The sequence below is a fragment of the Brevibacterium sp. 'Marine' genome, assembly GCF_012844365.1.
Classification (GTDB): domain Bacteria; phylum Actinomycetota; class Actinomycetes; order Actinomycetales; family Brevibacteriaceae; genus Brevibacterium.
Window position 1 is genome coordinate 1,984,340 of sequence record NZ_CP051626.1, and the last position, 24,132, is coordinate 2,008,471.

Genomic DNA, 24,132 nt, shown 5'->3' on the forward strand with positions numbered 1-24,132 from the left:
TGAGCTCTGTCAGGCCGCTTCGCGGATGGCGTCGAGGGCCGAGAAGAGGTCTCGTGCGAGGTCGTCGACGTGTTCGAGCCCGACCGACAGGCGGACGAGGCCGTCCCCGGGCTTCGCGGTGGCCGCTACGGGCCGGTGGGTGAGTGAGGCCGGGTGCTGGATGAGCGTGTCGGCACCGCCGAGCGAGACCGCGTGGACGATGAGGTCGCAGTGTTCGACGAAGGTCCGGGCCGCGTCGAATCCGCCGGCCAGTTCGATGGCGATCATCGCCCCGCCGCCGCGCATCTGCGAGCCGACAAGCCCGCGCGGATCGGAGTCGGCGAAGCCGGGGTAGTGGACGCGGGCGATCTCCGGGCGCGTCTGGAGTCGGCGCGCGAGTTCGCCTGCGGTGTCCTGGGCCGCACGCATCCGCACGGCGAGAGTCCGCAGCCCTCGGTGGAGGAGATAGGCGCCCATCGGGTGCAGGAGGGCTCCGGTGATGGCGCGCACCCGGCGCAGTCGCATGGCCCAGTCTGTATTCGTCGCAATGATTCCGCCCATCGCGTCTCCGTGACCGCCGAGGTATTTCGTGGCGCTGTGGAGCACGAGAGCGGCCCCGTGATCGATCGGCCGTTGGAGCACAGGGGTGCAGAAGGTGTTGTCGACCAGTACCGGCACGTCTCCCGCTGCAGCGACGACCGAGCTTATGTCGACGAGGTCGAGGCTGGGGTTCGCCGGTGTCTCGACGATGACGAGCCCGGTGTCTTCACGGATCGACTCGGCGATCTGGTCCTCTTCCGCCCAGGTCACTGAGGTGCCGAGCAGGCCGGACTCGAGCAGGTGGTCACTGCCCCCATAGAGGGGACGGACGGCGACGATATGGGGTGTCCCGGCGTCGACTGCGGCGAGGAGTGCGGCAGTCATGGCAGCCATTCCCGTGGCGAAGGCCACGGCTGATTCGGCGTTCTCCAATTCGGCGAGCGCGGATTCGAACCGTGCCACACCGGGCTGCCACAGACGTTGGTAGACAGGGGAATCTCCCTCTTTCAAGGGATGTCCGCCGGCAAGGCTCTCGTAGGAATCTCCGCCCGTGCGGACGTCGTTGACCGGGTTGGTGGTGGAGAGGTCGATCGCGGGGACATGAACGCCTGACGCTGCGAGGCCGTCCATTCCGCCGTGGACCATGCGGGTCTCAGGGTGCATCGATGTCATAACCGCATTCAATACACTTCTCCCGGCAGACGCAATGATCCTGCAATCTCCTGCGAGGATCCGGGAATCTGGCAGGAGAGTCTGCGAAGAGATATGGAAGACTGTGACTCATGTCGCAGAATGTCTCACTCGATGCCACCGATCGTCGCCTCCTGCAGGAGCTCAACGCCGATGCTCGGGCCTCGGGCGCAGTCCTGGCCGCGGCCGTCGGGATCTCCGAATCGACGGTCTCCCTGCGCCTCAAACGACTGAGATCTCTCGGCGTCATCCGCGGATTCCATATCGATGTCGATCCGACAGCACTGGGCGTGGGCCTGCAGGCGCTCGTATCGATTCGCCTGGCCAAGCATGATCGCGCTGAGATCGATGCGTTCACTGCGGCCGCCCCGAAGTTTCCGGGGGTGGTGCGGATGTACCATATGGCCGGAGCTGACGACTATCTGCTGCATATCGTCGCCACCGATGCTGCCGCTGTGCAGTCCTTCGTGCTCGACTATCTCACCCGGTATCCCGCTGTCGCGCATACGCGCACGAACCTCATCTATCGGGTCGAGGACGGCTCGGCATGGATCCCCGAGGAGTCCTGAAATGCCATACTGTCCTCATGGCAGAGAACAAGACCCAGCCGACCGATGTCGATGTCGCCGCGTACCTCGATGCCGTGACTCCGGAGAAGCGCAGGGAGGACGGAATCGCCCTCGACGCGATCTTCCGCGATGTCACCGGCGAAGAGCCCGTCATGTGGGGACCATCGATCGTCGGCTACGGCCGGTACCACTACCGATCACCTGTGAACCCGCGCAGTCACGGTGAGTGGCCGGCGACGGGTTTCTCCCCGCGCAAGAGCCAGCTCTCGCTGTACGGGCTCAAGGACCTGCCGGAAGGGGCGAAGCTGCTCCCGCAGCTCGGAACGTACACCGAGGGCGCCGGGTGCGTCTATGTGCGTCGCCTGGAGAACATCGACGAGGCGGTGCTGCGCAGGCTCATCGCGATCGCCGCGGCCCGTCCGGATGATCCGGAGCCGGGACGCTGATCACCGATCCGGGTGTCCAGCCCATTCATCAGCTGCGAGAGGTGATGCTCAGCCCCTGTTTGCGCTGATGGACCGAGAAGTACTGCAGCCCCGCCTCGGCGTCGGCCAGGAAACGACGGCGGGAGCGTCGGGGCAGCCATACGATCTGACCGGGGGACAGGCCGATCGTTCCCGTTTCGGTCTCGAGGGTGCCGGCACCAGCGAGGATGTGGATGAGGACGTCGAGAGACGGGCCGGTGTGTTCGCGGATCTCACCGCCCGGGGCCAGCACGATGACGTTCGCATCGAGGTCACGGTGCTGCGTCGGCAGCTGCCAGACGGACCCGGAATCATCGACAGTCTCGCTGAGTTCGGCGACGTTGAGGACGACGCGAGGCGCAGGGGTGGACGCACGGCGGACGATGCGCACCCGGACCTCATCCTCGGTGCCCTCCAGCGGCTCCCATCCGACCGCCTCGGCGAACTCGCGTGCCAACTCCGCACGCAGACCCTCGGGCGGGTGGTCATTGATGAGGATCAGGCCGGTGCCGATCTCGAGTTCCTCATACGCTTTGATGATGAGCGGATGCCGCTCCGGCTTCGGTATGCTCCGGACGTCGATGACGGGTTCGTCTGCCACAGCATGACCTCTCACTTGCTTCGCTGATTCCTCTTCGAAGCTATCACCACAGATCGAAAACGAGGCTACCCTGAGGCGAGGAGCAAGCCTCAGGGCTGGAGGCAACTCAGGAGGGGTTCGCGATGATCGATCAGGTGTCCGCACAGAACCTCGAGACCCTCAGCGCAGAGCTGATGGAGAAGGCACGCGGGGCGCACAGCGGAAGGGCCGCCCGCCGGTGCCGCCTCGGCGAGTTTCGGGGCGGCGGACTCGGACCTGCGTGGATCGGACCTGCCGATCTGGGCTGGTGAGTTGGGTCGGAACACGGAAAAGGCACCCCGTGAACACGAGATGCCTTGACGGTGGGCCCAGAGGGACTCGAACCCCCGACCCTCTCGGTGTAAACGAGATGCTCTAGCCAACTGAGCTATAGGCCCCACCTGCGTCGTCGACGACTGCGACGGCGCCTGATCAGTATGCCACATCCCGAGGTGAGCGGCGAAACGGGATCGACGGCGATGAGTGTGCCGGTCAAGGCGGTCACCGTGAAGAACGCAGCAGGAGTGAGGCATTGGCGGCGAAATTCTCTGCCGCATCGGCGGGGTCGATCGCGAAGAGTCTGCGGTTCTGCTCGACGGCCACGGCGCCGAGCGTGAGCGTGAGGATTCCGTGAGAGAGTTCGGCACCCAGCCGATCGGCCGCCAAGGCTTCAGGCGTGACGTCCCCCGGTGCGATCGAATAGCCGAGCAGCACGATCTCGGCTCCGTCACGGTATTTCAGCAGCACCTCGCGCAGAGACATGGCTGCGGCGAGTGGATCCGCGACGACGGGACTGAGGGCATCGACTTCGGCCTTGAGGCGTCGGGAGATGAGGATGAGAAGGGACTGCTTGTCCTTGACGTGCCAGTACAGCGCCGAGGGCTGAACCTCGAGTTCACGGGCGAGTCGGCGCATGGACAGATCGCCGAGACCGTAGTGCGACAGGATGGTCAGAGCAGTGGTGGTGATGCTTTCGGCTGTCAGTGCCAATGAGACATACCTTTCATTCTTCCGAAGTGGACCGTCCCGATTTTTCAGATCGCGTTCCCATCGCTATAGTAGTTCCTGGTCACGGGATATAGCGCAGCTTGGTAGCGCGCCTCGTTCGGGACGAGGAGGTCGTGGGTTCGAATCCCGCTATCCCGACCATGGTTAAGTGCCGCAGCATCGCTCAGGCGAGGTTGCGGCACTTCTGCATTCCCGGCCCGTTGAGTGCCTGACTCCGGCGGGCCCGAGCGTTGACTTGGGGCCGGTTCAATCGGGTTCTGAACAGGTACTCGAGTTTGAACTCGATGACGGGTCCAGAACTCGATGATCAGTCTGATGTCCGCGGAGTCTGCGGGTCCACGGTGCCTGCATCCGCATCGATGGAGTCGATCGGCTTCGTGCGGCTAGGTGAGTCGGAGTGGCCGGCCGCCTCGGCGAAATTCTCCGCGACGCGGTCGGGATCCGTGCCCCGCCACCGGGCGATGGCCTTCATGACCTGATAGACGATGATCGCCGAGGCGGTGCCCAAGGCGATGCCTTCGAACTGGAGTCCGCCCGGGGACCAGGTGAAATTCGCGATCGCGACGATGAGCGAGACCGCAGCGGTGTTGAGGTTGATCGGATTGGAGAAATCGACCTTGTTCTCCACCCAGATGCGCACTCCCAGCATGCCGATCATTCCGTAGAGAACCGTCGCCGCTCCGCCGAGGACGCCGGGTGGGATGGTGGCGATGATCTCTCCGAACTTCGGCAGCATGCTGAGGACGAGGGCGATGATCGCTGCGCACAGGTAGGCGGCGGTGGAGTAGATGCGCGTGGCGGCCATGACTCCGATGTTCTCGGCATAGGTCGTCGTTCCCGAACCGCCGCCGGATCCGGCGAGGATGGTCGAGAACCCATCGGCGAAGAGCGTGCGACCGGTCAGTCGGTCGAGGTCGCGGCCGGTCATTGCGGCGACCGACTTCACATGACCGATGTTCTCTGCGATGAGAACGAGGACGACGGGCAGGAAGAGGCCCAGGTGGCCCAGGTCGAAGGCAGGGGCATGGAACGCGGGCAGTCCCACCCAGTCGGCTTTCGTGACGGTGGAGAAGTCGAGCTCGCCCTGCAGCCATGCCGCGCCGTAGCCGACGAGCACGCCGATGAGGATGGACAGCCGTCCGAGCATGCCGCGGAATGCCACCGTGGTCAGCAGAATTGCGATGATCGTGATCACAGCCGTCAGGGGAGCGGCCTTGACCCAGTCCCAGGCGGCCGGTGCCAGGTTGAGGCCGATGAGTGCGACGATGGCGCCGGTGACCACGGGAGGCATGGTCACCTCGATCCACCGGACGCCGACGACATGGACGACGAGTCCGACCAGCGCCAGAGTCACTCCGACGGAGATGATTCCACCCTGAGCCAAGGCCATGGCATGAGGCTCGAGGTCGTCTCCCGACGTCGCCGAGAACCCCGTGACCGCACCGATCGGGGCGAGCAGTCCGAACGACGACCCGAGGTAGGAGGGCATCATGCCCTTCGTGATGAGCAGGAAGAGCAGAGTGCCGATGGCGGTGAAGAACAGCGTCGTCGACGGCGGGAAGCCGGTGAGCAGCGGAACGAGGAATGTCGCACCGAACATCGCCACGACGTGCTGGGCGCCGATGCTGATGGTCCGCGGCCAGCTCAGACGCTCCTCGGGCAGAACCCTCTCACCGGGAGCGATCGTCCGCCCGTCACCGTGCAGACGCCAGCCGCGGCGACTGCGTGTTCCGGTACGAGTGTCCGTCTGTGTCGAATCCGCCATTGTGCTCCTCGTTCCGATCGTGCTGCTTCTTGGCCGCTGGCCGGCCGGCGGACAGCAATCCGTGCCGGCGAGAGAAGTCTATGCGCCTGGTTGCTGTCTCGCCGAGTCGACGGCCGCTGAACGCGTTTCAGGACGGTGCCCCCGGAACCTGATGCAGAGACAGGGATCACGGTTCTGATACCGTATTGAACAGTGTTCAGGAGACGTGACCTGGACTGACAGGGATCCACTTCAATCGCACGGAGACGAAGGACCAATCGATGACGCCTGTGAGCACCGACCAGCTTGTGAACCCAGACCAGCTCGCCGAGTCCATCCTCAACGGGGGAGAGATCACCGAAGCCGAGGCACTTGCGCTTCTGTCGACGCCGGATGAGGACGTCTTCGGACTCGTCCACGCGGGATCGCAGCTGCGCCGACGCCACTTCGGCATGACGATCAAGCTCAACTACCTCGTCAACCTCAAATCGGGCATGTGTCCTGAGAGCTGCACCTACTGCTCTCAGTCGCTGGGCTCGACGGCGGAGATCCTCAAGTACTCGTGGCTGAGCACCGACGAGGCCATGGATCAGGCGAGCATGGGCATCGGCGGGGGAGCCTCCCGAGTCTGTCTCGTCGCCAGCGGTCGCGGCCCCAGCCGTCGCGACGTCAACCGAGTCGGAGAGATCGTCGAACGGCTCAAGGACGAGAATCCGGAAGTCGAAGTCTGCGCCTGCCTGGGCATCCTCAGAGAAGGGCAGGCCGAATCGCTCAAGGAAGCCGGAGCCGACGCCTACAACCACAACATCAACACCGCCGAGTCCTTCCATGACACCATCGTCAAGACCCACACCTATGAGGACCGGGCGAACACCGTCGAGCTGGCCAAGACCGCCGGACTCTCACCCTGCAGCGGCCTCATCGTCGGACTCGGCGAAAGCGACGAGCAGATCATCGAAGCGCTCTTCGCGCTCAAGGCCCTCGGCTCCGACTCGATTCCGATCAACTTCCTCGTCCCCTTCGACGGCACCCCACTCGAGGGGCAGTGGAACCTCACCCCGATGCAGTGCATGAAGATCGTCGCGACGGCCCGATTCGTCTGCCCCGACCGAGAGATCCGTCTGGCCGGCGGCCGCGAAATCCACCTCAGGTCGCTGCAGCCGATGGCTCTGCAGCTGGCCAATTCGATCTTCCTCGGCGACTACCTCACCGCCGAGGGCCAAGCCGCCGCCGATGACCTCGCGATGATCCGCGACAACGGATTCACCATCCTCGGCCAGGAGACCGGGGAAGGAGGGGATGCCCGAACGGACGAATCCGCTGGAGGATGTGGTGGGGCAGCCGGCTGCTGTTCCGATTCGCAGACCACCGCCGAGGCGGCCACCCACACCGATCCCGTCATCCGCAGGCGCGGTGCAGGCACCGCTGAAGTCGCCAACGCCTGACGGGCCGCATGCCCTCAGGCTTGGCGCAGGCTGCGCTTGAGGATCTTCCCCGCCGAGTTCTTCGGCAGTTCGGCCACGAACTCCACCCGCTTGGGCACCTTGAATCCGGCCAAACGCGACTTGACGTGGCCAGTGACTTCCTCGGCCGACAGTGACGGCTGGCCGTCCTTGAGGACGACGAAGGCGGCGACCGCCTCGATCCACTTCTCATCGGCGATCCCGACCACAGCCACCTCGGCGACCTGGGGCAGTTCGAAGATCGCGTCCTCGACCTGGCGGCTGGCGACCAGCACGCCGCCCGTGTTGATCACGTCCTTGACTCGGTCGACGACCTCGACGAAACCCTCCTCGTCGACCTTGACGAGGTCCCCAGAATGGAACCAGCCGTTGTCGAACGCCTCGGCGGTGGCTTCCGGGAGGTTCCAATAGCCTTCGCACAGCTGCGGCGACCGGTAAAGGATCTCGCCCTCCTCGCCGGGGCCGACGTCGTCACCGCCGGCGTCGACGACACGGGTCTCGACGAACAGGACCGGGCGACCGGCCGAACCCGGATGATCGTCGTGCTCTTCGGGACGCAGCACAGTGCACAGGGGCCCGAGCTCGGACTGGCCGAAGCAGTTGTAGAAGCCCAGCTGCGGAAGCCGCCGGCGCAGGCGCTCGAGGATCGGCCCGGGCATGATCGACGCACCGTAGTAGGCCTTGTGGAGGCTGTCGAGGTTGCGGGTTTCGAGGTCGGGGCTGTTGGCCAGCGCTACCCAGACGGTGGGAGCGGCGAAGAACGAATTGATCTGGCGTTCCTCGAAGATGGCGAGCAGCTGCTCGGGCACGGGTGCAGGGACGATGATGTTGTGCGCGCCGATCGACAGCAGCGGCAGCAGGAAGACGTGCATCTGCGCAGAGTGATAGAGCGGCAGGGCATGGACGGCGCGATCCGTCGCTGCGAAGTCAAGGGACATGAGGGACGACAGGTACTCGTGCAGAAGTGCACGATGCGTCATCACCGCCCCTTTCGGCGCCGAGGTGGTACCGGAGGTGTAGAGCAGCTGAGCCACGTCAGCGTCGTCGACGGTGAACTCGGCACTGTCGGCAGGAGCGATCTCCTCCGCGGTGGCGACCGGAACGAGATCGGCGAAGTCGATCACCTGCGCCTCGGCCCCGGTCGGCGTTGCGGTGACAGCGGACATGAGATCGGCGTCGGCGAAGACGATCTCGGCACCGGAATTGCTGAGGATGTAGTCGAGTTCGTCGTTCTTCAGCTGATAGTTGACCGGCACATGGATGAACCCGGCACGGGCGCAGCCGAGATAGAGGAGGACGAAGAGATCGGAGTTCTTCCCATAGGCGGCGACCCGGTCGCCCTTCGTCGCACCGAGACGGACGAGTTCGCGGGCCACCGCGGTCACGGCGGCGTCGAGCTCAGCATAGGTCCAGGTTCGGTCGCCGAACTCGATGGCGGTGTCGGTGGGGAAGCGACCAGCGCTGCGTCGGATGAGGTCCGAGACCGTGGACGAGTTTCTGATGACGGGTGATTCGGAGGTGGTGCCTGTAGTTGTCATGGCCCTAATATATGATCTGAATCACGTTCTCGGAAATTTATCCGCTGATCTCTTCGCCGTCCTCGGGGTGTTCCCAATCGCCGCCTTCCGGGCCATGATCACCGCCCCCGATGTAATAGTGTGGGGGCATGAGACATCCGAAGGTGAGTGACTGCGTTGAGGTCTTCGACTCGCTGTGGCCGCCGGCCCTGGCCGAGCCCTGGGACTCCGTAGGACTGGCCGTCGGCGACCCGGATTCCGAGGTCCGGTCGATCCTGCTGGCTCTTGATCCGATGGACGCAGTCATCGCCGAGGCCGTCGTCCTCGGTACGGATCTGGTGTTCAACCATCATCCGCTCATGCTCAAGCCCGTGAAGTCGGTGAATGCCGCCACGCTCAAGGGCGGAGCGGTGCACACCCTCATCAGCAACGATATTGCTCTGTTCAATGCGCACACGAATGCCGATTCGGCCCGTGGCGGAGTCTCCGATGTGCTCATCTCACTCATGGGCATCGAGGATGCGCAGCCCCTGGCCGCACACGACACCGCTGGCGGATCGGATGCTGACTCATCGCCGACGGGGATCGGCCGCGTCGGGGACCTCGACGAACCCACTCCGGTCCGCGACCTTGCCAGACGACTCGCGTCTCGGCTGCCGCGCACCACGACCGGTGTGCGCATCGCCGGCGACCCGGCGGCGCAGGTGACCCGCGTCGCGGTCTGCGGCGGCGCCGGCGACTCGCTGTTCGATGAGGTCCGGGCCAGCGGCGCCGACGTCTACGTAACCGCAGACCTCCGCCATCATCCGGCCACCGAGGCTCTCGACACGGCGAACCGTCGGGAGGACGGACTTTCGCTCATCGACGTTTCTCATTGGGCTTCGGAGACGGTCTGGCTGACTGCGGCAGCCGAGGCACTCCAGACCGAATTCGCCCGTCGCGGATTCAGTGTTTCGCTGCAGCACTCAGCGGTCAACACCGACCCCTGGGTCGAACGGTACTGACAAGGAGACCGACGATGCTCATCACCGACAGCCAGAGAACAGCGCTGCAGACCCTCATCGAACTCACTGCCCACGGGCGCGCCCTGCGTTTCGAATATGACAATCCGAAACGGGCCGAGGAACTCCAGGAGCTTATCTCTCGCCACAAGGAGCTCGGAGAGAAGCGGACCGAGGCCGCCGCGGTCGTCGACGGTCACCAGCAGACCATCGCCGAAGCCACCCGTCTCATCGAGGTGCAGCGCTCGACAATCGAGAAGAAGACCGCCGAGCTCAACGACGGCACCGGTCTGACCAGCAGAGACATGGTGCATCTGCAAGAAGAGATTGCCGGTCACGAATCTCGGGTCTCCGAACTCGAAGAATCGCAGCTGGAGGAGATGGAGAAGCTCGAAGCCGCAGAAGACGAGCTGGCGGCACTCGATGACCGAATCGCCGATGTCACGGCCTCCGGCAAAGAGGTGCAGACCGCGGTGAAGGACCGGAAGACCGAGCTGCGGGAACTCATCGCCGAGAGCGAATCCGCCGAGTCCGGTCCGAGAAGCGAAATGCCGCAGCAGCTGCTGTCGGCGTTCGATGCCAATGTCCGGCAAGGCGGTCCCGGAGCCGCACTGCTGAATGGGCCCAACTGTCAGGCGTGCGGTCAGGAGATCGGCGGCGCAGCCTGGCATGAGATGCTCGGCACCGACGTCAACGAAACCTATGAATGTGAGGAGTGCGAAGCGGTGCTGCTGCGCCGCAGCTGACCGCGGATCTGCCGCACTTTTCGCTGCGAACGACGCGTCAGCCCCGGAGGACGATCATGAGGTTCCCCGCCTTCGATGCCGTCGGTGGGACGTACTCGACTTCGTAGAACTCTTCGGCCCGAGCGACGAGCTCGTCCGCTGTCTCCGGCAGGGGGCGACCATCGGAGAGTAGTCGACCGGCGAACTCACCTCGGTAGAACTTCGCCCAATGGGAGACGACTCGACGTTTCCCGCCGCTGACGGACACGGCACCCATGGTGACGACCTGATCGGTGGGACCCGGCCACACGGACCGGTAGTCGCTCGAGCGGCAGTCAAGGGCCACCTCGGCGGGATCGAGGGAACAGGACTTCGCCAGAACCGGCTTCCAGTATGAGGTCAGCTTTCCCAGGGTCCCCAGATCGGTCTTCATCGCCAAACGGTAGGCGGGGATCTCATCGAGTCCGTGCACCCGGCCGAACAGAGCGGAGAAGACGTGGACGTCGTGGAGGCGGTCTCGCAGCGTCTCGTCGTCATCCGACTGCGCAACCAGCTCGGTCGCGCCCATCGCCTCGTAGAGCACTCCGGAATAGGTGAGCAGCGCGGGGGCACAGGGTATCTCATCGAGAATTGTGTTGCGTTCGACGTCCTCGGTCAGTGACGCGCCGACGCCGAGCTTCTCGAGGGCATCTCGACGTTTCGACACCTTCTTCAGCGCAGCGAGCACACGCTTGCGTTTCGGGGTGAGTTCCGGAGCCGAGAGACCGTCGAGATCGAGCGTGGGACCGGTTGACGACGGTGTCTTGCCCTCGGAGGGCGGCAGCAGGATCTTCACCACCCCATCGTATGATCACGCACTGACGCAGTCGGGGCCGGGTGTCGATGACATTGATCACGTTCGATGTCCGACCTCCGCTGCGTGTGGGTGCTGTGTGCGCAGCGGCCTCGCTGAGCGACTACACTGGGGTGCTTGAGGACAGGTCACCAGACGGTCGCGGCTCTCTTCACGAGGGCTGAGGAACGTCCGGGCTCCACAGAGCAGGGATGGTGGGTAACACCCACCCGGGGCGACCCGCGGGCCAGTGCAACAGAAAGCAGACCGCCCAGTTCCGACTGGGTAAGGGTGAAACGGTGGTGTAAGAGACCACCAGGGCGGCGGGTGACCGTCGCTGCTGGGTAAACCCCATCCGGAGCAAGATCAGACAGACGACGTTCGAGGCTGCTCGCCGAGTCGTCGGGTGGATTGCTTGAGGCCGGTGGCAACATCGGTCCCAGATAGATGACCGTCAGGCGAGAAGGGCGACCGACTCGTCGACAGAACCCGGCTTATCGGTGGCCTGTCCTCATCGTCAGCTGCGGCACCCGATTCACGACGTGCTGCGACGGACCTTCGCCTTACCGTCGTTGACCGCGATCATCGCAGCCCCCACGATTCCGGCGTTGTTGTACAGCTTCGCCGGTTTGAGCTTCGCTCGCGTCGTGATGAGCGGCAGGAACTGGTCATGGGACTTCGAGACCCCGCCGCCGACGATGATGACGTCCGGGGCGACCAGCAGCTCGATCATCGAATAGTACTGCTGCAGTCGAGCCGCCCATTCCGGATAGGTCAATCCCAGCCGGGTCCGGACTGATTCGGCGGCCTGCGTTTCGGCGTCGGCCCCGTTCATCTCGATATGACCGAGTTCGGTGTAGGGAACCATCCGGCCCTGAGTGAATAGGGCCGTTCCGATTCCGGTGCCCAGTGTCGTCAGCAGCACCGTCTTCTTCCGGTGCTTGCGTCCGGCGCCGAAGATCATCTCGGCCAGGCCGGCGGCATCGGCGTCATTGAGGAAGTACACGGTGCGGCCCGTGCTCTGCCCGATGATCTCGGCGATGGGCGAACCGATCCAGCTCTGGTCGAGGTTCGCCGTGTATTCGACACGTCCTTCGCGGATGACGCCGGGGAATCCGCAGCCGACCGGCAGGGAATCGAGCGCGGCACGGTCGGCGACGAGTTCGAGTTCGACGGCACGTTCACTGAGCGCATGGAGAAGCGTGGTGATCGTGGCCGCCACGGCCTCCGGAGTGCTCGGCTTCGGGGTGAGTTCGCGCAGTCGTTTGAACGGCAGCTTGCCGGTCACCGTGTCGACGAGGGCCGCTTTGATCCCGGTCCCGCCGATGTCGATGCCGATTGCAAAGCGGGGGGAGGCCTCTGTGCTCATCTCATCTCTCCTCGTGTGCCGGTCCCGCGGCAATCGCGGTGTCGGCGTCGGGCAGGGTCAGGATATCGGCGCCGGACTCGGTCACCACCAGCGTGTGCTCGAACTGGGCGGAGCGTCTGCGATCCTTCGTCACCACGGTCCAGGAATCGTCCCAGACGTCCCAGTCGATGGTGCCGAGGTTGAGCATCGGCTCGATCGTGAAGATCATTCCCGGTTCCATCGTCTCGGCGTGGGCGGGTGCGGCATCGTAGTGCGGGATGATGAGCCCCGAGTGGAATTCGCGTCCGACTCCGTGACCGCTGTAGTCGCGCACGACTCCGTAGTCGAAGCGCTTCGCGTACTTCTCGATCACCCGTCCGATGACGTTGATCTGCCGACCCGGTCTGACCGCTTTGATTCCACGCATCATCGACTCGTAGGTGCGTTCGATGAGCAGTCGGGACTCCTCGTGGACGTCTCCGGCGGTGAATGTGTAGTTCGTATCCCCGTGCATGCCCCGGTAGTAGGCGGTGATATCGACGTTGACGATGTCGCCGTCTTCGATGACGGTCGAATCGGGGATGCCGTGGCAGATCACCTCGTTGACGGAGGTGCACACGGACTTCGGGAACCCGCGATAGCCCAGAGTCGATGGGTACGCTCCGTGATCGCACATGAACTCGTGCGCGACCCGGTCGATGTCATCGGTGGTGATGCCGGGGGCGATCATCTCGCCGACGGCGGCCAGGGCGTTGGCCGCGATCCGACCTGCCGCCCGGACCACCTCGACCTCCTCGGGGCTGTAGAAATTGTTTCCCCGGCCTTCGTCGGCGTCGGCGCGACCGACGTACTCCGGGCGGGGGATGTTCTTCGGCACACCGCGTTCGGGCGACATGGTGCCGGGTGTGAGCAGGCGAGTGTGAACAGTCATGATGGTGTCGATCCTATGCTGGAAACGCGGCTTTGTCCCGCCGACCGCCCGCCTGTCGATGCGGGTGCGAGGGGCGCGCGGAGTCTAGAATCGGAAGCAGCCGTGCCAAGGAGACGGGAGGCAGATTGAGCGACGACACGACATCGGCGGGCCACGAGTTCGCGGGCCTGGGCGAAGTGGTGAGCCTGACGAGCGCACCGCAGCAGATCGCCGACCACATCCTCTCCGGCATCGCCGTGGGAGCGCTGCCGGAAGGGACACTGCTGCCGGGAGAGCGGGCCTTGGCTGCGGATCTGCAGGTCTCCCGCTCGAGCGTGCGCGCGGCTCTGCTGCGGTTAGAGCGTCTCGGTGTCGTCGAACGTCGCCGCGGCCGCGGGGGAGGGACGTTCGTCAAGACCGCCCGCCCCGAGGCGCTGGCCCCCATGGCCGACAGGATCGACGAATTCCATGCCGAACGTCGCAATCTCCTCGACGCCCGCGCCGTCTTCCAGAATTCCCTGGCCGCGACCGCAGCGCGCAGGCGCACCGAGGACGAGCTGAGCGAACTCCGGGAGTTGGCCGAGGTCTATTCCCAACGCGCCGAGGCGGCCGCCGCCCGCACGGCGGACGCGCAGTTCCATTTCGCCATCGCCCGTGCCGGGCACAACCCGGAACTCGTGCGCATGGCCATCGACCTCGATACGAAGATCAACGCCGGTTTCCGTCACGACCCGTTCTCCGCCGAGCTCTTCGACCACGCCGTGGACGATCACGCCGCGATCGTCGAGGCGATCGCCGCGGGAGACGCAGCAGAGGCCGGACGACTGTGCGAGGAGCACTTCAGATACACGACCATCGTCCCCCGCCCCTGACCCACTTACTACCTGACGGCGGCTCAGCAACCTCGCGCGAGGTTGCTGAGCCGCCGTCAGGTAGTAATAGGGGAGGGGATCAGTTGGCCAGGGCGTGGGCCACGGACACGGCTTCGTAGCCGAACGCCTCGGCGACGTTGTCGTTGGTGACATGCCCGTTGTGGATGTTGAGGCCGCGGGCCAAGGCCGAATCGTTCGACAGCGCCTTATGCCACCCCTGATCGGCGATCTTCACGGCAAACGGCAGAGTCGCATTCGTCAGTGCCGCCGTGGCCGTGTTCGGCACGGCACCGGGCATGTTCGCCACGCAGTAGTAGACCGAGTTGTGCACGGTGAAGGTCGGATCATCGTGCGTCGTCGGTCGTGAGTTCTCGAAGCAGCCGCCCTGATCGATGGCGATGTCGACGAGCACCGAGCCCGGCTTCATCCCGGAGACCATGTCATCGGTGACGAGCTTGGGCGCCTTCTTGCCCGGGATGAGCACCGAACCGATCACGAGATCGGCCGAGGCCAGAGACTTCGTGATCTCGTACTTGTTCGACACCTTCGTGCCGATGGCACCGGCGAAGGTCTCATCGATCTGCCGCAGACGCGGAATGTTGATGTCGATGACTTCAACTCTCGCTCCGAGACCGAGGGCCATGCGGGCGGCGTTCGTCCCGGCCACACCGGCACCGATGACGACGACATTCGCCCGCTCGACGCCGGGGACCCCGGAGAGCAGGATGCCGCGACCACCATTGGCTTTGAGCAGGCTGTGCGCGCCGACCTGAGTCGACAGGCGTCCGGCGATCTCACTCATCGGCGCCAGCAGCGGAAGACCGCCGCCGTCGGGCTGGACGGTCTCGTAGGCGATGGCCGTGGTCCCGGCCTCCATCAGAGCTTTCGTGAGTGCCTCATCGGCGGCGAGGTGGAGGTAGGTGAAGAGGATGAGATCCTTGCGCAGGAACCCGTATTCCTGGGCGATCGGCTCTTTGACCTTGAGCACGAGATCGCCGGCGGCCCAGGTGGAGGCCGCGTCGGGGGCGATCGTCGCTCCTGCTGCCTCGTATTCGGCGTCGATGATGAAGGAGCCTTCTCCGGCTCCCGCTTGGACGGTGACCTCATGGCCGTGGGCGACGAGTTCGTTGACGCCGGCAGCGGTGATGGCGACTCGGAACTCGTTGTTCTTGACCTCGGTGGGCACTGAAATGCGCATTGTGTGTCCTTCTCTCCTGGTGATGAGCCGCAACGGCGGAGGCGGCCGACCACTCCGTCGACCGTCGATGGTGCCAACTCTATTCCTTTGAAGGTTTGGAGAGCAAACCTTTAAGTCTGTTTCCGTCTTCCCAATTGCGAAATCAGTGTGTGTGAGTGCCAGATGCCGCGGAAACCATGGTTCCAGACGGTGATGGAGTGCACCGGAGGTATCAGGAGCCGCAGTTCCTGGCATTGAGCGGCAGGTGCCGCCAGTTCGCCTCGTGAAACGGTAAGCTGAAAGTGTCAATGCAGAACCCCGCCGAGGAGAGAGGGCTCGCCATGGGACTCTACGAAGATATCGACGACCCGAACTCGAAGTACTACTTCAACCTCGAGACGAACACCGTCGAAAAGGGCCTGGTCAGCGATTGGACCCACCGCATGGGACCATACGAGACCGAGGAGGTCGCCCGCGCCGCGCTGGAGAAGGCACGTGAGCGCAATCAGAAGTGGGACGAAGACGACGAGAAGTGGAACGGCTGAACCGATGTCGCGTCAGGAGGAATTCGTTCTCAGGACAGTCGAGGATCGTGAAGTCCGATTCATCCGACTCTGGTTCACCGATGTCCTCGGACAGCTGAAGTCCGTGGCCATCGTTCCCGCCGAACTCGAAGGCGCCTTCTCCGAAGGCATCGGGTTCGACGGTTCGGCAGTCGAGGGACTGTCACGGGTCTTCGAAGCCGATATGGTCCTCAAGCCCGATCCTTCGACGTTCTCTCTGCTGCCCTGGCGCGGGGAGATCGAGCCGACCGGGAGGATGTTCTGCGACGTCCACGTCCCCGGGGGAGAACCGGCGCCGGCTGACCCGCGCAACGTCCTCAAGCGCACCTTGGCCAAAGCCGCCGAACGCGGCTTCACCTTCTACGTGCATCCGGAGATCGAGTTCTATCTGTTCAAGACCGACAACCTCGATCCCGTCTCCGGGATCAGCGATGGCACCGCGCCGAAGCCCGTGGACACGGCAGGCTACTTCGACCATGTCAACGGCGGAACGGCCAACGACTTCCGGCGGGAAGCCGTCACCATGCTCGAAGCCATGGGCCTGTCGGTGGAATTCTCCCACCATGAGGCCGGACCCGGTCAGAACGAGATCGATCTGCGCTATGCCGACGCGCTGACGATGGCCGACAACGTCATGACGTTCCGGTCTGTGATCAAAGAGGTCGCGATCTCTCAGGGTGTCTACGCCTCATTCATGCCCAAGCCGATGGCCGAGCACCCGGGCAACGGGATGCACACGCATGTCTCCCTGTTCGAGGGCGAGAACAATGCCTTCTTCGAACCGGGTGCTGAGTACCAGCTGTCGAAGACCGGTCGACAGTTCATCGCCGGACTGCTCACCCACGCCGCTGAGATCTCCGCGGTGACCAACCAGCACGTGAACTCCTACAAACGCCTGTGGACCGGGCACGAAGCCCCGTCCTACATCTCGTGGGGCCATCGCAACCGTTCGGCGCTCGTGCGAGTCCCGCAGTACAACTCAGGGAAGTCCTCATCCGCACGGGTCGAATACCGTGCTCTCGACTCCTCGGCCAACCCATACCTGTCCTATGCGCTTATGCTCGCAGCGGGGCTCAAGGGAATCGAGGAAGGGTACGAACTGCCTGACGAGGCCGAGGACAACGTCTGGCTGCTCTCGTCCACCGAACGTCGAGCGATGGGCATCGAAGCGCTGCCGCGCAGCCTCTCCCACGCCCTGGAGCTGATGGAAGGCTCGGACCTCGTCGCAGAGACGCTGGGCGAGGAAGTGTTCGACTTCTTCCTGCGCAACAAACGGCAGGAATGGACCGACTACCGTGCGCAGGTGACTCCGTACGAAATCGCCAAGCACTTCACCTCGATGTGATGGCCGCAGTCACATCTCGCACCACCAGCATCCCGGATGCCACAGCCCGCTTCCTCCGCGAGCTCGATGAGCTGCTCGGTCAGCCCCTGGCCACTGACTCGAGGTTCGTCGATCTGCTCATGGCCGCACCGGATCCGCACGGGGCGGCGCTCGGTCTGCTGCGCGTGGTCGAGGCCGCAGGAGAGGATTCCGGGGCGCTGCTGGACGCGGTGAGGTCGGGGACGACGAGGGAACTGGCCGAGGATGAACTCAATCGTCCGCTCCTGGCTCGACTGCTCGCGGTCGTCGGCACGTCGGAGGCGATGGTCGATCACCTCGTCCGACATCCCGACTCCCTGCCGCTGCTGCTCGCCCCGGACCCGTTCCTGCTGATCTCCACACCTGCCGCCTCGGCGGTGTCCCTGCGCGCCGAGATGCTCTCGGCCCTCGGCGCTGACCCCGACGATCCGGCTCCGCGTGCGAAGGTGACCGGAGACGAAGGAATCAAGGCACTGCGACGAAACTACCGTGATGCTGTGCTTCGCCTCGTCGCCGACGACCTGTCGGCGGAGTCCCCGGGCGAGATCGTCGACCAGGTCATGGCCGTCCTGTCGGATCTGGCGGCGGCCGCACTCGACGCGGCCCTGGCCATTGCGCGTGCCGAGCTCGATGAGGCGGCCCACATCCGTCTTGCCGTCATCGCCCTGGGCAAGACCGGGGCCCGAGAACTCAACTACGTCTCCGATGTCGACGTCGTCTTCGTCCTCGATTCCGCTGAGACCGAGGGGGCCAGGAACCTGGCCACCGATCTCGCCCAACGCATGCGCAGCATCCTCTCGGACGCCGGAGGAGAGCCTGCCCTGTGGGAGGTCGACACGGCGCTGCGCCCCGAAGGCAAAGCCGGAGCACTCGTGCGGACGCTGTCGGAGTTCGAACACTATTACGCCGAGATCGCCGAGAACTGGGAATTCCAGGCCCTGCTCAAGGCCCGACCCGTGGCCGGCGACGTGGAGGTGGGGGAGGCGTTCTCCGCATCGCTTCTGCCCCTGGTGTGGCAGGCGGCCAGCCGTCCAGGCTTCATCGATGGGATCCGCGCGATGCGTCGGCGCGTCGTCGACCTCATCCCGGCAGTCGAAGCCCCACGCCAGATCAAACTGGGACGCGGGGGACTGCGAGACGTCGAATTCTCCGCACAGATGCTCCAGCTCGTCCACGGACGCAATGATGAGGACATCCGCACCCCGAACACCCTCGTCGCCCTCGAAGAGCTCGGAGAGCACGGATACATCGGCCAACAGGACGCATCGGTCTTCTCGACCGCGTACCGATTCATGCGGGTCGTCGAACACCGAGTCCAGATCCCGAGGATGATGCGCAACGCACTCATCCCCGACGACGAGACCAAGCTGCGGATGCTGGCCCGCTCCGTCTTCCGCTCCGGGTCACGGACCGGGGACCGCCTCGAAGAGGTCCGCCGCGACTATGCGAAACAGGTCACCCGGCTCCACGAGCAGATCTTCTATCGACCCATCCTCGAGGCGGCCGTGGGAGTCCACGGTGCCGTCGTGGACGCTCAGAAGCGAGGAACGAGTCTGCAGGCGGCCGCCGATCGTCTCCAGGCGTTCGGCTATGTTGACCCGCAGGGAGCATTGGGCCACATCAAGGCCCTGACCACAGGCATGTCGCGCACGGCATTGGTCATCAAACAGGTGCTTCCTGCCCTGCTCGACTGGTTCTCCGATGGGGTCGAACCCGACCGAGCTCTGCTGGCCTTCCGACGGCTGAGCGAGTCGCTGGCATCGTCGGGGTGGTTCCTCAAGATGCTTCGTGACTCCGGCCTCGCCGCCAAATCGGTGGCCGAGGTGCTTTCCCTGTCCGGATATGCGACGGAACTTCTGCAACGCCAGCCTGCTGCTGTCGCCTGGCTGGACCGCTACGAGAACCTCGACGCCCGTGACCCTGCGATCCTCAACGCCGAAGTCGACGGACTGCTCAAACGCCACGGGGCAGATGCGGTGACTGCGATCCGTGAGACCTACAGTCGAGAACTGCTGCGCATCGCCCTGCGCGACGTCCTCGACGTCGGAGACCGGGCGGAGATACCCGGTGATCTCTCCGACCTCATGGACCTGGCTGTGCGAGGCGCCCTGCAGGCGGTCCGAACCGATCTGGACGGTCCTGAGACCCCGGACTACGATTTCGGGATCATCGCCATGGGCCGGTGGGGTGGACGCGAGATCGGGTACTTCTCCGATGCCGATGCGATGTTCGTCTACCGGCCCTTGAGCGACGATCTCGACGCCGAGGCCCGGGGAAAGCTGAGCAAGCATGTGACGAAAGTGGCCCTCCAGCTCACCTCCCGGCTCAAGGCCAGCGAAGGCGCCCAGGGGGTCGACCTCGATGCGGACCTGCGACCGGAAGGCAAGAACGGGCCGTTGGTACGCAGCTTCGCGTCCTACCAGGCCTACTACGCGAAGTGGTCACAGCCGTGGGAGGCGCAGGCGCTGCTGCGGGCACGTCCGATCGCCGGCGACGACGGTCTCATCGCCGATTTCCGGGCACTCATCGATCCCCTGCGCTACCCGGGGGAGATGCCGCAGAAGGCATTGACCCAGGTGCGCACGCTCAAGGCGCGGATGGAGGACGAACGACTGCCGCGCAATGCCGATAAGCGCCGGCACCTCAAGCTCGGCCGCGGCAGTCTCTCCGATGTCGAGTGGACCGTTCAGCTCCTGCAGCTTCGGCATGGGCATCGGGTGGACGGGATGCGTACGACCTCGACCCTGTCGGCTCTCGACGTGGCCACTGAGGAAGGTCTGCTTCCGGCCGACGACGCCGAACAGCTGGCCGCGGCCTGGCAGCTGGCCACCGATGTGCGTTCCGCCGTCATGCTCTTCCGCGGTCGCACGGCGGAATCGCTGCCTGCCGATCACACCGAGCTCGAGGCCACGGCCCGCCTGCTCGGCTATCCGGCAGGGGCGGGCCATGATCTCGAAGACGACTTTCTGCGTACGACCCGGCACGCCCGGTCCGTCATGGAGCACCGCTTCTACGACTTCTGAGACTCGTGCGGCAGGCTGCCGCCATCGGGTTCCCCGCATGAGACCGCCGAATCAGACTTCGGATCGACGGGTCAGAGGCCGGTCGCCGGGTCAGTCGGCGAATTCGAGCCCGAGCAGGGCGTTCTCGACCACCTCGGGCAGGGCCGGGTGGATCCAGTACTGCCCGGTGGCCACCTCGTCGGCCTTCTGACCGAAGGCCATCGCCTGGATGAGCGGTTGGATGAGAATCGAGGCTTCATGCCCGACGATATGCGCGCCGAGGATGTGCCGGGTGCGGCGATCGGCGATGATCTTCACGATTCCCGGATCATCGGCCATCGCCCAGCCGTAGGCGACGTCGGAGAACTTCTGCACCTTGATCGTGACCTCGTGCCCGTCCTCCGTCGCCTGGTCCTCGGTCATGCCCACAAAGGCGACCTGAGGGGAGGAGAAGACGGCGCCGGGCACGGCATGATGGTTGACGGCAGTGAGATCAGCGGTCGGTGCACTGCCCGGCGCTCCTGCCGCGACATCTGCATCCAGGTTGCGTCCGACGATCTTCGCCTCGTGGTTGGCGACGTGTTTGAGCTGGTGAGGCGAGGAGATGTCGCCGAGCGCGAACACTCCGGGTACCGGCTGACCTGAGGAGAGGACTCGCTGGAACTCATCGACGGAGAGGCGCTTGCCGTCGGTGACGTCGAATCCGGCGGTCTCGACGTCGAGCTCGGCGGTGTTGGGGACCCGTCCCGTGGCCACGAGCACGCCGTCGGCGGTGATCGTCTCGGGCAGGTCCGCCTCGGCGAGGCGCCCGCTGGGTTCGAGGGTCAGCGTGACCTCGCCGTCGGCGATGTCGATCTGCTTCGCCTGGGCCCCGTGGAGGACGGTGTGGGAGGAGTCGAAGATCCGGGTGAACTCGTCGGCAGCCTCCTCGTCGATATTGCTCAGGAGGCGGGGGCCGCGGGCCAGGACGGTCACCTCGGTGCCGAGAGCGGCGAAGACGTGGGCGAACTCCATGGCCACGATCCCGGAGCCGATGATGACCAGGCGACGCGGCTGTTCGGCGCGGCGCATCACCGTGTTCGAGGTGAACACCGGGTAGTCGTCGGTGTCGATGCGGGCGATGTCGATCCCGGCGATGTCGGGGATGAACGGGTGGGCGCCGGCGGCGATGACGATGCGATCGGCGGTGATCTCCTCGCCGGAAGCAGTGCGCACGGTCTTCGCCCCGGTGAAATGAACGTGTTCGGGCACGACTGTGACGTTGGGTTGGCGGTCGCTGCTGCGGTATTCGCGTCCTCCGGACTCGATGGCGTCGATGCGGGAGAAGATGCGTTCCTGGAGGCCTGCCCAATCGACTTCGGGGTGGGTGGAGGTCAGGTTGTAGCGGTCGGCTTGGGCGGCCTGCTCGGCCAGAGTGGCGGGGTAGACGAACATCTTCGTCGGGATGCACCCGACGTTGAGGCAGGTGCCGCCGAAGTGCCATTCCTCGGCGATGGCGGTCTTCAGGCCCGCGAATCGCTTGTCGAGGAACATATTTCCCGAACCGGTGCCGATGAGCAGCAGGTCATAATGCGTCAAAGTCCATCCCTCCGATGGTGCGTGATCCGATCGGCCGCGTGGGCGGCCGCAGAGCCGAAAGGGCGCCACGGGTGAAAACCCGTGACGCCCTCACTCTATTCCACTCGGCTGCGGGATCTCAGCTCGGCTGAGGTCGGCGACCGGCCGAGATCAGAGTGCGTAGTAGAGCTCGAACTCCGTCGGTGTCGGACGCAGGCGAGCGACATCGAGTTCGTTCTCACGCTTGATGCGGATCCATGTCTCGATGAGGTCGGGGGTGAACACGTCCCCGGCGGTGAGGAAGTCGTGGTCCTTCTCCAGCTCGATGAGAGCCTCGTCGAGGGTGCCGGGGACGAGCTTGATGTCCTTGGCCTCCTCCGGCGGGAGCTCGTAGAGGTCCTTGTCGATGGGCTCCGGGGGCTCGATGCGGTTGCGGATGCCGTCGAGTCCGGCCATGAGCTGCGCCGAGAACGCGAGGTAGGGGTTCGACGAGGGGTCGGGCACACGGAACTCGAGGCGCTTGGCCTTCGGCGAGGAACCGGTGACAGGAATGCGGATCGCGGCCGAACGGTTGCGTGCCGAGTAGACGAGGTTGACCGGAGCTTCGTAGCCGGGCACGAGCCGACGGTAGGAGTTGATCGTCGGGTTCGTGAAGGCGAGCACGGCGCCGGCATGCTCGATGAGGCCGCCGATGTACCAGCGGGCGAGGTCGGAGAGCCCGCCGTAGCCGTTCTCGTCATAGAACAGGGGCTCGCCGTTCTTCCACAGCGACTGGTGGCAGTGCATTCCCGAACCGTTGTCGTCGAACATCGGTTTGGGCATGAAGGTCGCGGACTTGCCGTTGGCGAACGCAGTGTTCTTGATGACGTACTTGAAGTCGAGCAGCTGGTCGGCGGCGTGCTGGAGGGTGTTGAACTTGTAGTTGATCTCCTGCTGACCCGCGGTGCCGACCTCGTGGTGGGCCCGCTCCATCTCGAAGCCGATCTGTTCGAGCGTCAGTGACATCTCGTCACGAATATCGGCGAAGTGGTCCTGTGGAGAGACGGGGAAGTACCCGCTCTTGTGCGGGGTCTTGTAGCCGAGATTGCCGCCGGCCTCATCGGCGCCGGTGTTCCACGCTGCTTCCTCGGAGTCGATGCGGTAGAAGCTGTTGCCGGGAGTGTTCTCGTACTGGATGGAGTCGAAGAGGTAGAACTCCGCCTCAGCGCCGTAGAAAGCGGTGTCGGCGATGCCGGTGCTCTGCAGGTAGGCCTCGGCTTTGGCCGCGACCTGCCGCGGATCGCGGGAGTACGGCTCGTCGGTGAAGGGGTCGACGATCGAATGCGTGACGACCAGAGTCTTCGCCTCACGGAACGGATCGATGTAGGCGGAGGTGACATCGGCGAGCAGCTTCATGTCGGACTCGTGGATGCCCTGGAAGCCTGTGATGGAGGACCCGTCGAAGAGCAGACCTTCGGTGATCTCCTCCGTGCCGTATGAGGCGGCGGGGAGGTTGAAGTGCTGGACCACACCGGGCAGGTCGCAGAACCGGACATCGACGAATTTGACGTCGTTGTCCGAAATGAAATTGACGAGTTCTTCAGCAGACGAGAACACTTAGGTCTCCTAGTTCGTGTACGGTGGCCGTTTGTCCTGACCGCAGTCGATTCTAGTCGCCGAAGAATGAAGTGGTGATGTCGGTCATGTTTCGGGCATGTTTCCTGAGGATTCATTCAGCTCGGATTCCGTAGGCTGGGGGAGTGATCAATCGTGACGACCTCGGTTCCTGGCTCGAAGGACCCCGGTTCGACAGGGAAGACGACGACTGGCCCGGAAAGCGGCTCGGTCTGCCTGTCAACGGCTCGCATTCTCTGGCCCCGGCGTGGAAGCGCATCCTCGCCCTGCTCGTCGACTGGCTGATGTGTCTGGCGATCGCCAATCTCATCGATCCGGCGAATCCGGTCCTGGCTCCAGCCATCTTCGCACTCGAGAATTTCGTGCTCGTGGGAACTCTCGGCTACTCGGTGGGGCATCGCCTCTTCGGCATCGAGGTCCGCCGCCTCGACGGCCATGTGCCGGGACTGCTCAAGTCGCTCATCCGCGCCCTCCTCGTCGTCCTCGTCATCCCCGCCCTCATCTTCAACCGGGACAACCGGGGAGTCCACGACCTCGCTGCCGGAACCGTCATCCTCCGCCGCTGACCTCCTTGT

At 64.6% G+C, this 24,132-nt stretch carries 22 protein-coding genes, 2 tRNA genes and 1 other RNA gene; 13 read left to right on the plus strand and 12 right to left on the minus strand.

From position 1 onward, the window contains the following. Nucleotides 1-9: 9 nt before the first annotated feature. Nucleotides 10-1,191, minus strand: a complete 1,182-nt coding sequence (locus HF684_RS08950) for a PLP-dependent aspartate aminotransferase family protein (protein ID WP_169252199.1) — start codon at nucleotides 1,189-1,191, stop codon at nucleotides 10-12. A 110-nt stretch (nucleotides 1,192-1,301) separates the two neighbouring features. On the opposite strand from HF684_RS08950, the gene HF684_RS08955 reads away from it, so the two are divergent. Together HF684_RS08955 and HF684_RS08960 are read left to right on the plus strand one after the other, a co-directional pair. Then, nucleotides 1,302-1,778 carry an Lrp/AsnC family transcriptional regulator gene (locus tag HF684_RS08955; RefSeq protein WP_169252200.1) on the plus strand — a complete coding sequence of 159 codons (477 nt, stop codon included), beginning with the start codon at nucleotides 1,302-1,304 and terminating at the stop codon, nucleotides 1,776-1,778. 17 nt (nucleotides 1,779-1,795) lie between these two features. Then, complete coding sequence (locus HF684_RS08960; RefSeq protein WP_169252201.1) at nucleotides 1,796-2,224, plus strand: DUF1801 domain-containing protein; 429 nt, start codon at nucleotides 1,796-1,798, stop codon at nucleotides 2,222-2,224. A 28-nt stretch (nucleotides 2,225-2,252) separates the two neighbouring features. On the opposite strand, the gene HF684_RS08965 is transcribed toward HF684_RS08960, so the two are convergent. Further along, nucleotides 2,253-2,843 (minus strand): DUF2249 domain-containing protein, encoded by a 591-nt coding sequence (locus HF684_RS08965; RefSeq protein ID WP_248279186.1) that lies wholly within the window; start codon nucleotides 2,841-2,843, stop codon nucleotides 2,253-2,255. A 122-nt stretch (nucleotides 2,844-2,965) separates the two neighbouring features. On the opposite strand from HF684_RS08965, the gene HF684_RS08970 reads away from it, so the two are divergent. Next, nucleotides 2,966-3,133 carry a hypothetical protein gene (locus tag HF684_RS08970; protein WP_169252203.1) on the plus strand — a complete coding sequence of 56 codons (168 nt, stop codon included), beginning with the start codon at nucleotides 2,966-2,968 and terminating at the stop codon, nucleotides 3,131-3,133. Between the two features lie 52 nt (nucleotides 3,134-3,185). On the opposite strand, the gene HF684_RS08975 is transcribed toward HF684_RS08970, so the two are convergent. Together HF684_RS08975 and HF684_RS08980 are read right to left on the minus strand one after the other, a co-directional pair. Next, nucleotides 3,186-3,259, minus strand: a tRNA-Val gene (locus HF684_RS08975). Between the two features lie 103 nt (nucleotides 3,260-3,362). Further along, the gene (locus tag HF684_RS08980) at nucleotides 3,363-3,851 is read right to left on the minus strand and encodes a TetR family transcriptional regulator (protein WP_169252204.1); all 489 of its coding nucleotides are present in this window, start codon (nucleotides 3,849-3,851) and stop codon (nucleotides 3,363-3,365) included. An 82-nt stretch (nucleotides 3,852-3,933) separates the two neighbouring features. Between HF684_RS08980 and HF684_RS08985 the strand changes: the two genes are divergently transcribed. Continuing rightward, nucleotides 3,934-4,010, plus strand: a tRNA-Pro gene (locus HF684_RS08985). Between the two features lie 166 nt (nucleotides 4,011-4,176). Here HF684_RS08985 and HF684_RS08990 read toward each other — a convergent pair. Next, nucleotides 4,177-5,634, minus strand: coding sequence for a solute carrier family 23 protein (locus HF684_RS08990; RefSeq protein ID WP_169252205.1), 1,458 nt, complete (start codon nucleotides 5,632-5,634; stop codon nucleotides 4,177-4,179). Nucleotides 5,635-5,894: 260 nt separating this feature from the next. On the opposite strand from HF684_RS08990, the gene bioB reads away from it, so the two are divergent. Continuing rightward, nucleotides 5,895-7,058, plus strand: coding sequence for a biotin synthase BioB (bioB, locus tag HF684_RS08995; protein ID WP_169252206.1), 1,164 nt, complete (start codon nucleotides 5,895-5,897; stop codon nucleotides 7,056-7,058). A gap of 14 nt (nucleotides 7,059-7,072) precedes the next feature. Here bioB and HF684_RS09000 read toward each other — a convergent pair whose 3' ends face one another. Beyond that, entirely contained in the window at nucleotides 7,073-8,614 is a 1,542-nt protein-coding gene (locus tag HF684_RS09000) for a fatty acyl-CoA synthetase (RefSeq protein WP_169252207.1), read from the minus strand. Between the two features lie 128 nt (nucleotides 8,615-8,742). Between HF684_RS09000 and HF684_RS09005 the strand changes: the two genes are divergently transcribed. Continuing rightward, nucleotides 8,743-9,597, plus strand: a complete 855-nt coding sequence (locus HF684_RS09005) for a Nif3-like dinuclear metal center hexameric protein (RefSeq protein ID WP_169252208.1) — start codon at nucleotides 8,743-8,745, stop codon at nucleotides 9,595-9,597. Nucleotides 9,598-9,611: 14 nt separating this feature from the next. Next, on the plus strand, nucleotides 9,612-10,340 hold the full coding sequence (locus HF684_RS09010) for a hypothetical protein (protein WP_169252209.1): 729 nt from the start codon (nucleotides 9,612-9,614) through the stop codon (nucleotides 10,338-10,340). A 37-nt stretch (nucleotides 10,341-10,377) separates the two neighbouring features. On the opposite strand, the gene yaaA is transcribed toward HF684_RS09010, so the two are convergent. After that, on the minus strand, nucleotides 10,378-11,154 hold the full coding sequence (gene yaaA / locus HF684_RS09015) for a peroxide stress protein YaaA (protein WP_169252210.1): 777 nt from the start codon (nucleotides 11,152-11,154) through the stop codon (nucleotides 10,378-10,380). Between the two features lie 141 nt (nucleotides 11,155-11,295). Here yaaA and rnpB point away from each other — a divergent pair. Next, nucleotides 11,296-11,664: RNase P RNA component class A (gene rnpB / locus HF684_RS09020), an RNA gene on the plus strand. 22 nt (nucleotides 11,665-11,686) lie between these two features. On the opposite strand, the gene ppgK is transcribed toward rnpB, so the two are convergent. After that, nucleotides 11,687-12,520, minus strand: a complete 834-nt coding sequence (ppgK, locus tag HF684_RS09025; protein WP_169252211.1) for a polyphosphate--glucose phosphotransferase — start codon at nucleotides 12,518-12,520, stop codon at nucleotides 11,687-11,689. A 1-nt stretch (nucleotide 12,521) separates the two neighbouring features. Beyond that, a complete protein-coding gene (gene map / locus HF684_RS09030; protein ID WP_169252212.1) occupies nucleotides 12,522-13,430 on the minus strand; it encodes a type I methionyl aminopeptidase in 909 nt (302 codons plus the stop codon). 125 nt (nucleotides 13,431-13,555) lie between these two features. Between map and HF684_RS09035 the strand changes: the two genes are divergently transcribed. Then, the gene (locus HF684_RS09035; protein ID WP_169252213.1) at nucleotides 13,556-14,281 is read left to right on the plus strand and encodes an FCD domain-containing protein; all 726 of its coding nucleotides are present in this window, start codon (nucleotides 13,556-13,558) and stop codon (nucleotides 14,279-14,281) included. A 79-nt stretch (nucleotides 14,282-14,360) separates the two neighbouring features. Here HF684_RS09035 and ald read toward each other — a convergent pair whose 3' ends face one another. Continuing rightward, entirely contained in the window at nucleotides 14,361-15,479 is a 1,119-nt protein-coding gene (gene ald, locus HF684_RS09040) for an alanine dehydrogenase (protein ID WP_169252214.1), read from the minus strand. 287 nt (nucleotides 15,480-15,766) lie between these two features. Here ald and HF684_RS09045 point away from each other — a divergent pair, with 287 nt between their 5' ends. From HF684_RS09045 to HF684_RS09055, 3 genes are read left to right on the plus strand one after another with little or no spacing between them, the layout of a single operon-like run. Further along, the gene (locus tag HF684_RS09045; RefSeq protein ID WP_348981449.1) at nucleotides 15,767-16,003 is read left to right on the plus strand and encodes a hypothetical protein; all 237 of its coding nucleotides are present in this window, start codon (nucleotides 15,767-15,769) and stop codon (nucleotides 16,001-16,003) included. 4 nt (nucleotides 16,004-16,007) lie between these two features. Continuing rightward, nucleotides 16,008-17,366, plus strand: a complete 1,359-nt coding sequence (gene glnA, locus HF684_RS09050; RefSeq protein WP_025778301.1) for a type I glutamate--ammonia ligase — start codon at nucleotides 16,008-16,010, stop codon at nucleotides 17,364-17,366. Then, nucleotides 17,366-20,407, plus strand: coding sequence for a bifunctional [glutamine synthetase] adenylyltransferase/[glutamine synthetase]-adenylyl-L-tyrosine phosphorylase (locus HF684_RS09055; RefSeq protein WP_169252215.1), 3,042 nt, complete (start codon nucleotides 17,366-17,368; stop codon nucleotides 20,405-20,407). Before glnA (HF684_RS09050) ends, HF684_RS09055 begins: the two co-directional genes overlap by 1 nt. Before the next feature lie 90 nt (nucleotides 20,408-20,497). Here the strand turns inward: HF684_RS09055 and HF684_RS09060 are convergent, their stop codons facing one another. Next, nucleotides 20,498-21,964 (minus strand): mycothione reductase, encoded by a 1,467-nt coding sequence (locus tag HF684_RS09060; protein ID WP_169252216.1) that lies wholly within the window; start codon nucleotides 21,962-21,964, stop codon nucleotides 20,498-20,500. A gap of 150 nt (nucleotides 21,965-22,114) precedes the next feature. Next, nucleotides 22,115-23,539 (minus strand): type I glutamate--ammonia ligase, encoded by a 1,425-nt coding sequence (glnA, locus tag HF684_RS09065; protein WP_169252217.1) that lies wholly within the window; start codon nucleotides 23,537-23,539, stop codon nucleotides 22,115-22,117. A 143-nt stretch (nucleotides 23,540-23,682) separates the two neighbouring features. On the opposite strand from glnA (HF684_RS09065), the gene HF684_RS09070 reads away from it, so the two are divergent. Beyond that, the gene (locus HF684_RS09070) at nucleotides 23,683-24,123 is read left to right on the plus strand and encodes an RDD family protein (RefSeq protein WP_025778305.1); all 441 of its coding nucleotides are present in this window, start codon (nucleotides 23,683-23,685) and stop codon (nucleotides 24,121-24,123) included. Nucleotides 24,124-24,132 lie beyond the last annotated feature (9 nt).